This window comes from Candidatus Nitrosotalea bavarica, assembly GCF_900167955.1.
Taxonomy (GTDB): domain Archaea; phylum Thermoproteota; class Nitrososphaeria; order Nitrososphaerales; family Nitrosopumilaceae; genus Nitrosotalea; species Nitrosotalea bavarica.
In genome coordinates, this window is record NZ_FUYK01000001.1 from 95,934 (window position 1) to 109,944 (window position 14,011).

A 14,011-nucleotide genomic window follows, 5' to 3' on the forward strand; every position below is an offset into this window, starting at 1 on the left:
AACTCAAAACGACAAACCCCAATATTTCAAAAATTACAATCTTTCTAGGCAAAATTATAGGATTTAGTGTCAAGGTCAAATTGTGCCAATTTTTGAATTAAAATAACAGAGTAGGTAACTATTGACTAATTATCAAATTACACTAGTCTAGTATGATTTTTTAAAATTTCTGCTCTACTTTCTTCTTTTTCTCTGAGTTGGCTTGTTTTGGCCTGGGACTCTTTTTAGGATAAATCTTTTTCTAAAATTGTTTTTGTTTCGTGTAATGGATATAGTCCCATGTCTTTCTCGTGATGGAACCTTTGGAGTTTGTCCTCTTACTTTTCCTGCTTTAGTAAGCGATCCGTGAGTTGGCACGAATGAACTTTATTTTAATTCAATTTATGTATTTGGTTATTGTCTACCAGTACTTTGTCTTGATAGTCTCAATTACTCTCTCGTGTTCTGGGCCCTTTCTTCTTGCATATTTTTCCATTGCAGTCAATGGAACACCACCCAAAGCTCTTGCAAGGCCAGTAAATGCCTTTTTCTTTAGAGTATTGTTGCTTCCTGTCTTGTCCATGAATTTCTGAATTCCATACTTGAAGTTGTGTTGCCATGTCTTGTACATGACACCAAGTTGTGGAGCAGTCAATTCATTTCCAATATCAAAGAACTCTGATTTTTCAAGTAGTCCTATTGGGACAAATGTAAGTGGAGTTACTGTAAACTGCGATTCAGGTTGTTCTAGTTCTAGCTCGTTTATGAGGCGTATTGTATCCCATCCATCCTCTTCGGTTTCAGCATTATCAAGGCCCATTATTAGAGTAAATGCAGGAATCCAGTGATTCTCGTTTAGTGTTTTTACTCCCTCTTTTACAACCCAGTGCCATTCCTCTGGTTTGTATGGAGCAAGTTTTCTATCAGCATATTTTCCAATCAATCTAAGACTTCCTGTCTCAAATCCACATTGAACTCCAGTCTTGTTGTTTGGACCTGAACGGATTATCTTTGAAATACTTGGAAGTAATTTTTCATCAGCAATTGCACCGGCTAAAGTACCGTGAGTTGGATTGGTATGTTCTATTCCACATGACATGACTGCTTTGAAGAGTTCTTCTAACGCGTCTCTGTTTGGAGCCATATTCTTTGTCTTTCTTGGATCAAGGCCATAGACGAAGATGTCATCACTGTGAAGCCATGCATTTCGTTGTCCACCTTTTTTTATGTTGACTTCAATCTCTTGTTTTACTTTTTCAGGGGAATAGTATCTTAATGGCCTTAATGTAACATCACAAAACTTGCAACCTCTCCCACAACCTCGCATGACTTCTACCATTCCATGCATACTTGGTTCTACGATGTTTGGAATTTCATCAACTCCTGGCTCATCCCAATAATGGATAAATCTACCATGGAATTTGTTTTCATCTTGTCCAAATTCTTTAATCTCAACCTTGAAATCACTTTTAACAAATGGATTCATATTTTCAAATTCTCCACCGATAAGTTTGTTAAAGAATTCTCCAGCATGTCCGTCTATCTCCGGAGCAATACCGCCAAGTTCTCCTTCTAGTACTGCATATAGTCCATATTCTTGAATTTTCTTGGGATCATAATTATACTGCCAAGTTCCGGAAGCTCCAACTATGACTTTGGCATTACTTCCGTTTTTCTTCTTTGCAGCATTAATCTTCATGTGCAAGTCGCGGTTGTAAAATTCGTCATACGATGTCTGTTTTCTGCCATAAGTAAATGTCATAGTTACAGGACCCATTCCAAGAGGATCCATTTCATAAGTACCAACTACCTGAGTTTCAGGACCGATGAACTTGTCAACATGATCAGGATGTGCTACTACAACATCTTCTCTTTTGTATCCATCTCGAAGAAGAGCTGCTTCCACTTTTCGTAATCCGTAGGGAGCATAATTTGCAACACCATTTGTATGGCTTATTGGATTACAAATAAAATCAAAGAGAATTTTTGGAGTAACTTGATCTTTTAGAATATAATACCAGAAACTGTTTTTTGGTCTATGTGGATCTACTGCAGGAGCACAACCAAAGAAGGTTGCCAAAGATATCCCACGATAGGGAGACATTAGCGTACGATCTGCAGTTAATACAATTTTAGGACGGCCCAATTTTCAATTTGAATGATTTTTGATAGCATTTTAAGTTTCCGACATTTCTACCGTCTAATAATTCTCAATCATGCCAGATTTGTTTCTATGAGTGAAACCAAACTCCTTGTTTACAAGAAGAGATGTACCATCAAAGACAGTTCCATCTTTGCATGCCATCACATCACCAAAGCAACAGCTACCACATATTCCAATTCCACATTTCATCATTCTTTCAATACTTGCTTCAACATAGCTCTTGTTTTGGGATGCAATCTGTACAACTTTGTACATCATTTTTTCAGGACCGCAAGTGTATATCGCATCAAATCTATTAGATTTTAACAATTTCTCCATAACATCAGTAACAAGACCTTTTTCACTATAACTTCCATCTTCAGTTACAACAATGACTTTATGTGAAGTTCCTTCAAGTAGTTTTTTTGCAAGACCTTCAAAAAAGACTTCGGCTCTAGTCTTTGCTCCTATGATTATAGTTACGTCATCACTTTTCTTGAGAAATGTTACAAGACGTATTAGAGGAACAAGTCCGGTTCCGCCTCCCACTAGAAGCATCTTGCCTTGTTTTATTGTAAATGAATTACCATAAGGACCCCTGATTCCTATTTGATCACCAACTTTTTTGGAAAATAATTCAGTTGTGGCAAGCCCATGTTTTCTTACAGTAAAAGCAGCTTTTCCATTTTCTTGTGATATCATGACACTCATCGGGATCTCATTTACTCCAGGAATCCAGACCATCGCAAATTGTCCTGGAAGTACTTTTGATAATATTTCATCAGAAAAGAACAGAGTACGAACAGTTGGAGTTTCATCCACTATTTTTTCGATTGTTACCATCTTTGGAGTATCAAAACTTTTTTGCAATCCCAACCATCTCCTTTATTTTTGTAAAGTTTTTTCTTTCCATATACTTGGATATTCCATTATTTATCTCAGAGAATACTCCAGTCCATTTTTCTCCAACAGCACTGCCAATTTGTACAGCACTTGCCCCTGCAAGTAAAAATTCTACAGCATCTTCCCACCTTGAAATTCCACCACACCCAATAATAGGAATATCAAACTTTGATGAGATTTCATAGACGCATCGTACTGCAACAGGTTTGATTGGAGGCCCAGATAATCCACCTATCTTATGACTTAAGAAAGGTCTGCCCGTTTCTACATCTATTGCCATTGCCCTAAGTGTATTTATTGCAGTTATGCCATCAATTCCACTCTCACATGCAGTACTAACAGTTTTCAGATAGTCTGAAGAACCAAGACCCACTTTTGCAATTACTGGAACTTTGGATTCTTTTTTTACGGATTTTATTATAGTGCGAACAAGTTCTGGATCATCGCCAACTTCTAGCCCAACCTTTTCAACATGAGGACAGGACAGGTTTAGCTCGTATCCTAGAATCTTTACATTCTCAAATTGTTTTATCATAAATGTAAAGTCTTCAGGAATAGAGCCCACCAGACTAACAATTATCGGAATAGTTTGATTTGATGACAACATCTTTGCAAAGTACGGAGCCCCTGGATTTGACAGTCCAACTGCATTTAGATACCCATTTGCCAGTCCGATTATGGTAGGGTTTGGGTATCCATCCCATGGTTCTTTGCTAAGCGATTTTGTGACCAGCGCTCCTGCTCCTTCTTTATATAGACGACCAAAAACGTCAAGCGATATACCAAGAATGCCAGATGCAAGCATCGTGGGTCTTTCAAGTACAATGGGACCTACACTGGTTGAAATGTCAGGACTCACTTCTAATAATAAAAAATGGTTGTCTTATAACGTTTGATGTGGTTTGGAATCCATACTGTTACATTTTTTAGTAAGACATGAAAATGCTCTCTATGTATTCTGTCATTTTAACAGAGTTGGGTGTTGCAGTTTTTGATGATAATAAATGTGTAAAATCATTTCCATTTTCAAATCCTGCAGTTCAGTATGTAGATTTGAAAAAAGAACAGATCAATCTCAATGAATTAGAACAATTCCTTGCCAATTTAGGAAGCATTGTTACCGTAAATGATTCTTCGTTGTTGAAATTATTGAGGAAAAAATCCATAGAGTCAGATCTCATGGATGAGAAGAAAATAGAGACTATACAATCTTCAAAATTGCACGTCCTTGTAGACTCGGGCTTTGCCACAGATGAAGGAGATGCCAGAGGAAAATTACGAGAATTTGCACTCAATCTATCATCATCTAGAGTAACAGAGATTTCTGAAAGTCCTGATTTGCACATAATTCAGGCAATCAGTACCTTAGACGAGACAGACAAGATAATCAATTTACTAAGTTCCAGAGTAAGAGAGTGGTACGGATTACATTTTCCAGAACTTGACAATCTAATTGATACAATTAGTGGGTATTCAAAAATTGTCACGGCGGGGAGAAGAGACGATCTTACTCAGGATACGTATCTTGAGGCTGGTTTTCCTGAAGAGAAAGCAGAGATGCTATCGTTATTACAAAAAAAGAGTAGGGGCGGTCAGATCTCAGATGAGAATCTTGCAATAGTTCAAAGTATTTCAAAACAGATTTTAGAACTTTTTGAGTTGAGACAATCACTTGAAAAACACATCGAATCGCAAATGGAGCTAGTGGCACCAAACATTTCTGTCATATTAGGTTCTGCTGTTGGAGCAAGAATACTTGCAAAGGCAGGAAGTCTAAAGAGACTTGCAATGATGCCAGCTAGTACAATTCAAATTCTGGGTGCAGAAAAGGCATTGTTTAGATCACTCAAAACTGGCGCCCAGCCACCAAAACATGGTTTGTTGTTCCAGCATCAGTTAGTTCACGCTGCTCCAAGATGGCAAAGAGGTAAAATTGCAAGGGCGATAGCTGCAAAAGCTGCAATTGCTGCAAGAGTAGATGTCTATGGAGCAGGTAGAAATGATACATTACTTGAAAAACTCAACATACGAGTCACAGAGATAGGAGTAAAATACAAAGACCAGCCAGAAAGGCCAGCTTTCCAGCCACGTAGACAGGAAGACACACGAGATAGAAGATTTGGTGGAGGCGGAGGTAGAGGCGGCAGAGAGGGAGATAGAAGATTTGGTGGAGGCGGAGGTAGAGGCGGCAGAGAGGGAGACAAGCAAAACGACTGGCAAAAGAGCAAGAGAAAAAAGTTTGGAAAACGAAGAAGATAATATTTTTTGGGTAAAAAGTGAAGGGGAAAAAAGACTTGCAACCATAAATCTCGTACCCGGAAATCAAGTCTATAGAGAAAAATTAGTAAAAATAGATGATGAAGAATTTAGGATATGGGATCCTTATCGTAGCAAACTCGGAGCTGCCATAATGAACGGTCTTCAGTTTTTACCCATTGTTAGAAAAGTAAAAGTTCTCTATCTTGGAGTATCTACAGGAACTACTGCAAGCCATGTCTCAGATATTGTTGGTCCAAGTGGGATAGTTTTCTGTGTTGAACATTCAAGTAGAGTTGCCAGAGACTTTTTGGAAAGAGTAGCTTCGTTTAGATCAAACGTAGTTCCAATTTTACAAGATGCACGTAGTCCCAAGGAATATTTTTCAGTGTATGGTCCAGTTGATGTTGTTTATGTCGATATTGCTCAACCAGATCAGACAGAAATTGCAATCCTAAATTGTAAGACATATCTAAAAAAAGGCGGATACATGATGCTTGTAGTAAAAACAAGAAGTATCGATGTTACAAGAGAACCTGCCCAAGTAATGCGCTCAGAGATAAAGAAATTATCGGCAAACTTTGAGATAGTTCAGGAGATTAATCTCGAGCCATATGAAGGAGATCATGGTATGATTGTAGCAAAATACCTAGGATGATTTACTTAATAATATTTTGATTGGTTTCCAACTCTTTCTGACAAAGACTGGAACATCCCCATTTTGAGATAGCCATTGTTTGATAAATCCCATAGTTTTAGAGTCAGATGGGTACCCACTTCCAAGATCATGATTCTTTCGTAGTTTTTCAATCTCCCTATCCCTGTTTACTTTGGCAATAATTGATGCTGCGGAGACTACTGGGTATTTTTTATCGGCATGATGACTAGAGATAATTTTTCCAGTCTTGGCAATATTTGAGATATACAACCCAAATCGTTTGGGATTTACGTCACACGAGTCAACGTACGAAGAACTTGCCCCAAGTTTTTTTATAACTTTAGCCATATAGTCTGCTTCAAGTTGGTTTAGCAGGTTTTTGTTGACATGTCTATCTATCGTTCTTGGTGGAATTTTTGCCACGTAATACGAATCCACTAGTGACAATATCTTATCATATAGATTTTCTCGCGATTTTGGGCTGAGTTGTTTTGAATCCTTGACTCCTATTGCGGAAAGATGTTTTATCTTATTTCGCTCAATAGAAATTCCAGCTATAACAAGTGGACCCAAGACTGAACCTCGACCTGCGTCATCTACTCCGCAGACTAGCATTTTAGTTATTCTTGCGTTAGATGTATTAAATCATTTTAGATAAGATAAGATGTTGGAGTTTGACCTTGCTGAGATAGTAGAAGGAAGTACGAAGCTTCTAGTACCAAGAGATTCACTATCAGAAAAAACACCTCCAAAGGAACCAGCATTTTTTAATCCAAGGGCTAGAGTTAGTAGAGATTTTTCCATAATAGCATATTCTGCATTTCTTAAAAACTTCAAGGGTCCAAAGATCTTTTTGGATTCACTTGCAGGAATTGGTGCAAGAAGCATAAGAGTTGCAAATGAAATAAGTTCAATAGAAAAAGTTGTTGCAAATGATGTAAATGCTCAAGCCCTCGAGATTGGAAAAAGCATCGCAAAGGTAAATGGAGTAACAAATTGTGAGTTTTCTGAAAATGAGGCTTGTAGATTCCTAAGTCTTCATTCGTCAAGAGACGGACGTGGTGCAATTGTAGATGTAGATCCTTTTGGCTCACCTTCACGCTATCTGGATTGTGCAATCAGAGCTACGTTTCATGGAGGGCTCTTGTCAGTTACTGCTACTGACCTGACTGTATTACATGGAATATTTCCAGAAGCATGCAAACGCAAGTATTATGGAACCCCAGTTAGAACCACATATGGAAATGAGATAGCATTACGACTTGTTCTCGGATGCATGAATCTCGTTGCAGGTAGAATGGATATCATGGTAGCACCATTATTTGTACAACATAGTATGCATTACTACAAGGCGTATGTCAAGATACTTGTTAGAACAAATACCAAAAATTGCATGGGATACATCCTACATTGTGATAATTGTGGTAACAGAAAAGTTGTACAGGAAGTTGAACACATATGCAATATCTGTAAATCAAAGGCAAAACTTGCAGGACCGCTTTGGATAGATAATATGCAAGACAAGAATTTTGTAGATGCGATGATACCAGAAGAAGAAAACTTGAAGGTTGACAAGTCTTGTAAAATGTTCTTGGAAAAGTGTCAAGAAGAAGTAGGTATGCCACCTGCCTATTTTACCTTGGATGAGATAGGACATAGAAACCGGTCAGCCCCACCATCTCTAGATAAAATAATAGAAAAGATTCAAGGTATTGGACTAAGGGCTACAAAAACAAGTATGAATCCCACAGGGTTTAAGACTGATGCTAGAATTGACGAAATTTTATCTCTAGTTTAAATTCCAAGATACCCTAAACAAACATAGTATAATTCACTACTAGATTTTCTGCTTGCTGAAGGTTTTCTTAGCTGAACTTTGGCAAACTTTTTTCGTATATAGTCTCTGAATTCAATCGAATATTGACCATCAAATACTTTGAAGAGTGCGTTACCCTTTCGTGCCAAAACTTGGTCCATGATTTTACTTGCTGCATAGTTAAGAGAGATTTGTCTTCCATGGTCCACATCCCATTGTCCAGTAACTGTTGGTGATAGATCACAAATAACGGCATTAATTTTACCTCCAAAATACTCGAAAATTTGTTCTACAACAGATTCGTCCTCAATGTCTCCCCTGATGATATGAACATCTTGAATTTCTTCTACAAATGCTTTGTCAATGCCCATAACTTGTCCTTTGTTTCCTGCAAGTTCTTTTGCAACTTGAGTCCATCCACCAGGGGAGCATCCCAAATCCAAAACAAAAAACCCAGGACCAATTATTCGATAAGAAGTGTTTAGTTCTTTTAGTTTGTATGCAGCTCTACTTCGATATCCTTCTTTGTGAGCTAGTCTTCTATACAAGTCACGCCTTGCATCAATTAACTTCATTTCTTTACCTTCTTTGTAGAAATTTCGGTTAAAACCCATTGTTCAATCAAGGGACAAGTTCGTGGACTAATTTCTCCTTCAAGAGTACATTTTGATTCAACAGGACAAATTAGACATGGTGCTGATTCTATTGATTGTGTGGTTACTGGTACATGTGCAATCTTTAGTTTGTAAGTCCAACGACCGTTTTCAAGAATTTTTTCCCTTTTTACAAGATGTTGTCTCTCAAGCTTTAGTGCAAGCCTAGAACCATCTCTACTTGATAGTTTGAGTTTCTTCCAAAGTTCACTTTGGAACATGCCATTGTCTCCGCGTTTTGCAACCAAGCCTAAAACAGTTGTTTTTAATTTTTCCATATCCAGACCTTCTATCTGGAAGTTTTCTATCTCCTTTTCATCAATCTCTTCTTCTTCCTCTAAAAGTTCAGCCTCCTTTTTCAATTCAGCCTTGGTCTTTTTCTTTTCTGGTTTAGTAATTTCCTTTTTCTTTTCAGTCTTGACTACTTTCTTCTTTTCAGTCTTGGTTACTTCCTTCTTTTCTTCCATTTTTTTGATTGATTTTTTTTCTTTTTTAGCCATGATTATTTAATAATAACAAGAATGTTATTCCTCAAGATTACAGATACTCGTGCAATATAATAACATATAATTTTCTTATTGTACGTTAAAGTTAGCCTTAACACTAGTACTATTTTGATTGGTCTTGTCCTTCATTTCTACCACAATCTGATAAGGACCTGTTTTATCAATAACAGGTGTAAAAGTATCTTGAATTGGCATAGTAGAATTATTCTGTCCAAAACATTGTGAAAAGTAGGCATGTTGGACTATAATTTGCATTGGAGACGTACTTGGATCATATATTGTCATATACAGATCTCCACAATCAAATGCGGTATTGTTTACCATAACTCTAAAGTTAAGCGGTGTAGATATAGGATAAGAACTGTTCAGATTCAACAATCGTATGTCCTTGTCTCCTTGTTGTCCAGTTTGTGTTTCAAATTTAAATTGCCACATGTTTAATTTTCTATCAGGTTGTCCTAAAACATCAGCTAGTACAAATCCTCCAAAAATCAATGAAACTATAACAGGAAAGACGAAAACAAGATAAGCAATTTTTTTTACTGCCAATTTGTAGTATAACCGCTCTAGTTCCCATATATCTATTTGGTCGAAAAACATCTAATTGATAAATTTGACGAATAAGTTAAATCACAGCCAAGCCAATAGCCGCTAGATGCGGCTTAGAAAATTTAGAGTGCAAGGTTATCGTTGCATTCATGATTCCGGCGAAATTAAAGTAGGAGATCTTGCGGCATTTGTAGGAAGAAATGAAAGTGGCAAAACTACGATTTTAGAAGCTCTTACATTGCTCAACAAGGACACAAAGGTTTCGGATTTAGATTTATGCGATGAAATGACTGAAGTTCTCAAGTCAGAAATAAAATTAGCTGAAGGAGAATTTGTACTAAATGAAAAGGAGACTTCATTAATTCGAGAAAAATTTCCAAATCTCCAAGACATAAAAAATATGAAGATTTACAGGACTAACAAAAATCCCAGAATACAATATGATTTTGGCGAAGTAAAAATCAGTGGCGAGGCAAGCAAGAGACTCAACTCGTGGGAAAACTTTGTAGATAGAATCAAGTCATTTGTATTAGCTATGCCAAATCCTATACGAATTAGAGTAGACACCAAATTTCTAGATGCGCCTGCGCCACGAACACGTGAAGTCTTTATGGACATGATGGCTGAATTCAATAACAACATCTACCTGATTGCATCACAAGATCAACAAGTAATATCAGAGTGGAAGAACATCTACCAAGACCTAGAGAGCATATTTGATAATATGCTAATAGGAACAAACGAACGTTCAGCATTAGACAATTTCATTGAGGATAAACTACATCCTCGATTTGTTTACTTTTCAGACTACAAGAAGATACTTGGAAATATAGACTTGGAGGAATTTGTGAGAGAATCAAAGGGAATTAGAGCAAAAGGATTAGAATATGTTGAAGAGTTTGACAAAGCAGAAACAGTCAACAATTTATTTTATTTGGCAGAGCTTGATGCCCAGAAGCTTGAAGAGGCGAAGAACAGTCCATCAAGACTTATAAAATTATTAAATATTTCAAGTAGAAGACTTAGTGAGAGACTCAATCCAGCATGGAAAGGAGATCCAATTCATGTCGAATTGAGATGGAATCCAGGAAATGTTTTGAGTGTAGTCATATCAGATGTTCACAAAGATGGTACCGTTACAAATACAGGACTGCTTAACAGAAGAGCTGAAGGATTCAAGTGGACTTTTTCATTCATAGTAAATTTTGCTGCAGAAACACAAAAGGCAGAATTGAAAGAAGCAATATTATTACTTGATGAACCTGCCAGAAACTTACATCCTGCTCAACAGAGAGGAATTTCAGATCTGCTAAAGGGTCTAGCCGGTTCAAATCAAATATTGTATGCGACTCACTCACCTTTTATGATATTTGATTATACTCAAGGTAATCTGCTTGTAGTAGAGCTTGACAAGAGAAAACATCTAAGTAAGATCTATTATGACTACTGGAATGCCGACGATCAAACCCTCATTCCAATTTTATACGGCCTTTCAAGAGGTCTTGTTGAATCCATAGTAGACAAGCAAATTGGTTTCAATTCAAGACCTGTGATAATAGTTGAGACCATGTCTGATTGTATGTATCTAAATGCATTTGATAGATTCCTTAAGGATCCTAATCTATCCATGAATCCGCTCAACATAGTTCCAGCTTACAACAAGAACTCAGTTATGTCGCTTGCAATATTTTATAAAAATCATGGATATGATACTTTCATTTTATTAGATAATACAGAAGAATCAAGAAAAATTTCTACAGAGCTTCAGTCAAATGAATTCAAGTCAGTCCAGATGATTTTCTTTGAACTTGCCGGACAACCAAGGCTATTCATAGAAGACCTTTTAGTAGATGAAGATTATCTTTATGCTGTAAACCAAACTTATGAAGTAAAACTAAGAAAAGAAGGATATGTTACATTGACTAAAGATCAAGTATTAAGCAAAGGTAAGAAAAGCATACTGGATAACCTAAATGAGATTTGGAAAGAAAATCAACACCTAGGCTGGGAAAAGTTTGACAGAGAAGAAATTTGCAGATATATTTGTGAAAAAATGGTATTAGGTGAAACTGACTTTTTATCAGATAAAACAAAGGACCAATTCAGGTCATTATATAGATTGATTGCTGAGAGAATAAGACAGAATCAAAACCTAGTATCCCAGACATCTACAACTTTTAGCAGATAGAGCTGAAAAATATCAACATTTGTGCTTTGCTCATAAATCACATTATAATATAAGATGTAAAAGTATGATTTCTTATTAAGATTTAATTGAGAGATTAGTTTTTTAGTGTATGAGTAAAGTGTTATTAAAATCAGTTATTCTTCTTGCCCTACTTCTCAGTAGTATCTTTACAACATATACAGTACAGCAAGTTAATGCATCTCCTACGTTTGTAACTGTAACTACTACAAACACTGGGGGAATGACCGTACTTTCTGTCAACAATAATGCAAACAGTACGTTAGATGTAGCTTCATTCATTTTGCAAATAAATGGTGGATCTTTCAAATCATTCAAGCTTGACAATGGTTGGGCAGGTATGAAAACTTCGTCAACCACCATTGCATTTAGTGCAATAGATCCACTAAAGCCTGGTAAATCAGCATCTTTCCAAATCAAAACAGACCAGCAGATACCCAGTATGACATGGAGTGCATCAGATACAAACAACATAGAAATTGGTTCTGGCAATATAGGTACTCAAACACCTGGTAATACTCAAACACCTGGTAATACTCAAACACCTGGTAATACTCAAACACCTGGTAATACTCAAACACCTGGTAATACTCAAACACCTGGTAATACTCAAACACCTGGTAATACTCAGGTACAACAAACAGTACGAGGAATATTAGATACGTCAACATTTAGAATAATTCCCTCAACTCCTGCAATAGGTGGCCATGTACGTGTAGTCGGTATTAGTTTTTCTTCATCAACTAACCTTGATTTGTACATAGGCAATGACAAGATAGGTTCATTTTCATCTAACGGTGATGGAAATTTTGTTACAACTCTCGTTATACCAAATTCTGAACAAGCAGGAAGTGTTGAATTTATTCTAAAGGATCAACAGGGTAATCAAAAATCATTTTCTACAAATCTCAAAGTATCACAACAACATGGCGGCAGTGTGATTCAAAACATTCCTTTAACAGTAAATTTTGATCCAATATTTCACAGAGGAGAAACAAAAATAGTTTCAGGGACAGCAACTCCGGAATCCACTATAACTTTTACCATATCAGACTCTAATGGAAATTCAGTAACGACATTGACTGCGCAGGCGGATAAAAATGGAAATTACGTATTAACCAGAAGCATACCTGTAGATGCAGCATTTGGAAAATACACTGTAACTATCTCAGACGGAAAAGATCAAGTCTCCAAAGGATTCAGCATTGTAACTACCCATCAGGTTTCAGTCTCAACGTCGTCACAAAAATATGACTCAGGGCAAACGGTTGTCATAAACGGCACTTCAATTTCAAATCAGGTGGTAAGTTTCATTATTGCAGATCCTACAGGTATTCCAATTTATTCAAAAAGTGCAAATGTAACATCTGCCGGTACTGTCTCAGCATCATATCAATTACAAAACACTGCTATTGAAGGAACATATTCAATAACTGTAATTCAAGGTAATGATCAATCAGTACTTTACTTTGGAGTAGGAGTAGATCCATCCCCTCCCATAACAATGAATTTGGATAAACTCAGCTATTCAGATACTGATAAACCCCTCATTAGTGTAACAGGTCCTCCATCATCAACCCTTAATCTTATCATAATAGATCCATCAGACAAACAAAAGTTTTCGGATATTATTTCCTTAGGGGAACAGGGAGAGGCAACATATTCTTTTAATTTAACCTCATACACATCAGGCATTTATACAGCAGTAGTTACTCATGCAGATGAAAAAATCCAAAAAGACTTTGCAGTAGGTCTAGAGGTAGGTTCTGGAACGATTGTGCTCAATACAGTAAAGGACACATATCTACCAAGTGATGAAATTATAATTATTGGAACAACCAATTCAAATACTCTGCTCCAACTTTCTTTGACTGATCCTAATGGCATACTAGTAAAATCAATACAAACATTTGCAGATAAATCCGGTCACTTTTCTTCATTTGCTTTCAGTATACCATCTATTGCAACACCGGGAACATGGAAACTTGATGCTACAAGTGGAATAAACCACGTATCCAAAAACATAATTGTAAAATCATCTACACAGGCAATCACTATTAAAGTAGACAGAGCCTCTGGCCTCTACACAAGAGGAGATATCATTGCAATCTCAGGAACTGATGCTGGTACTGACAATAACCTTAGTATCTCGATTGGAAACAGTGCTGGATCTATTGACACTTTAGAAACATCATCAACAAACAGAGGCGACTACACTACAGATTGGGTAGTTCCAAATGATATCAAGCCTGGAACATATACAATTGCGATATCGTCCCCCAATGGCAAATCCACTCTCAGCATAACGATTCAATAAAAAGTCTATTTAGCAATATTTTTTA

Annotated in this window: 13 protein-coding genes; 5 read left to right on the plus strand and 8 right to left on the minus strand. The window is 36.8% G+C overall.

Annotation, left to right across the window (positions count from 1 at the left end):
* Window positions 1-174: 174 nt before the first annotated feature.
* From C0Q33_RS00505 to C0Q33_RS00520, 4 genes are read right to left on the minus strand one after another with little or no spacing between them, the layout of a single operon-like run.
* A complete protein-coding gene (locus C0Q33_RS00505) occupies window positions 175-357 on the minus strand; it encodes a 30S ribosomal protein S30e (RefSeq protein ID WP_101476643.1) in 183 nt (60 codons plus the stop codon).
* A gap of 43 nt (window positions 358-400) precedes the next feature.
* On the minus strand, window positions 401-2,125 hold the full coding sequence (locus tag C0Q33_RS00510; protein WP_101476644.1) for a B12-binding domain-containing radical SAM protein: 1,725 nt from the start codon (window positions 2,123-2,125) through the stop codon (window positions 401-403).
* Window positions 2,126-2,179: 54 nt separating this feature from the next.
* Window positions 2,180-2,965, minus strand: coding sequence for a dihydroorotate dehydrogenase electron transfer subunit (locus C0Q33_RS00515; protein ID WP_394336908.1), 786 nt, complete (start codon window positions 2,963-2,965; stop codon window positions 2,180-2,182).
* Window positions 2,966-2,975: 10 nt separating this feature from the next.
* Window positions 2,976-3,884, minus strand: coding sequence for a dihydroorotate dehydrogenase (locus C0Q33_RS00520; protein WP_101476645.1), 909 nt, complete (start codon window positions 3,882-3,884; stop codon window positions 2,976-2,978).
* An 83-nt stretch (window positions 3,885-3,967) separates the two neighbouring features.
* On the opposite strand from C0Q33_RS00520, the gene C0Q33_RS00525 reads away from it, so the two are divergent.
* Both C0Q33_RS00525 and C0Q33_RS00530 read left to right on the plus strand, forming a co-directional pair.
* Window positions 3,968-5,284 carry an NOP5/NOP56 family protein gene (locus C0Q33_RS00525; protein WP_245867259.1) on the plus strand — a complete coding sequence of 439 codons (1,317 nt, stop codon included), beginning with the start codon at window positions 3,968-3,970 and terminating at the stop codon, window positions 5,282-5,284.
* Window positions 5,265-5,939, plus strand: coding sequence for a fibrillarin-like rRNA/tRNA 2'-O-methyltransferase (locus C0Q33_RS00530; protein WP_101476646.1), 675 nt, complete (start codon window positions 5,265-5,267; stop codon window positions 5,937-5,939). The genes C0Q33_RS00525 and C0Q33_RS00530 overlap by 20 nt, the downstream gene beginning before the upstream one ends.
* Here the strand turns inward: C0Q33_RS00530 and rnhB are convergent.
* On the minus strand, window positions 5,931-6,554 hold the full coding sequence (gene rnhB / locus C0Q33_RS00535; RefSeq protein WP_101476647.1) for a ribonuclease HII: 624 nt from the start codon (window positions 6,552-6,554) through the stop codon (window positions 5,931-5,933). The two genes, C0Q33_RS00530 and rnhB, sit on opposite strands and share 9 nt — an antisense overlap.
* Before the next feature lie 49 nt (window positions 6,555-6,603).
* On the opposite strand from rnhB, the gene C0Q33_RS00540 reads away from it, so the two are divergent.
* Window positions 6,604-7,737: a tRNA (guanine-N1)-methyltransferase gene (locus tag C0Q33_RS00540; protein ID WP_101476648.1), complete on the plus strand. Its 1,134-nt coding sequence runs from the start codon at window positions 6,604-6,606 to the stop codon at window positions 7,735-7,737.
* Here C0Q33_RS00540 and C0Q33_RS00545 read toward each other — a convergent pair.
* The 3 genes from C0Q33_RS00545 to C0Q33_RS00555 all read right to left on the minus strand — a co-directional run bounded on the left by C0Q33_RS00545 (window position 7,734) and on the right by C0Q33_RS00555 (window position 9,463).
* Complete coding sequence (locus C0Q33_RS00545; protein ID WP_101476649.1) at window positions 7,734-8,330, minus strand: RlmE family RNA methyltransferase; 597 nt, start codon at window positions 8,328-8,330, stop codon at window positions 7,734-7,736. The two genes, C0Q33_RS00540 and C0Q33_RS00545, sit on opposite strands and share 4 nt — an antisense overlap.
* The gene (locus C0Q33_RS00550) at window positions 8,327-8,875 is read right to left on the minus strand and encodes a helix-turn-helix transcriptional regulator (RefSeq protein WP_245867260.1); all 549 of its coding nucleotides are present in this window, start codon (window positions 8,873-8,875) and stop codon (window positions 8,327-8,329) included. The genes C0Q33_RS00545 and C0Q33_RS00550 overlap by 4 nt, the downstream gene beginning before the upstream one ends.
* Before the next feature lie 108 nt (window positions 8,876-8,983).
* On the minus strand, window positions 8,984-9,463 hold the full coding sequence (locus C0Q33_RS00555) for a hypothetical protein (RefSeq protein WP_101476650.1): 480 nt from the start codon (window positions 9,461-9,463) through the stop codon (window positions 8,984-8,986).
* Between the two features lie 106 nt (window positions 9,464-9,569).
* Between C0Q33_RS00555 and C0Q33_RS00560 the strand changes: the two genes are divergently transcribed.
* Both C0Q33_RS00560 and C0Q33_RS00565 read left to right on the plus strand, forming a co-directional pair.
* Window positions 9,570-11,651: an AAA family ATPase gene (locus tag C0Q33_RS00560; protein ID WP_101476651.1), complete on the plus strand. Its 2,082-nt coding sequence runs from the start codon at window positions 9,570-9,572 to the stop codon at window positions 11,649-11,651.
* A 109-nt stretch (window positions 11,652-11,760) separates the two neighbouring features.
* Window positions 11,761-13,986: a hypothetical protein gene (locus C0Q33_RS00565; RefSeq protein ID WP_101476652.1), complete on the plus strand. Its 2,226-nt coding sequence runs from the start codon at window positions 11,761-11,763 to the stop codon at window positions 13,984-13,986.
* Window positions 13,987-14,011 lie beyond the last annotated feature (25 nt).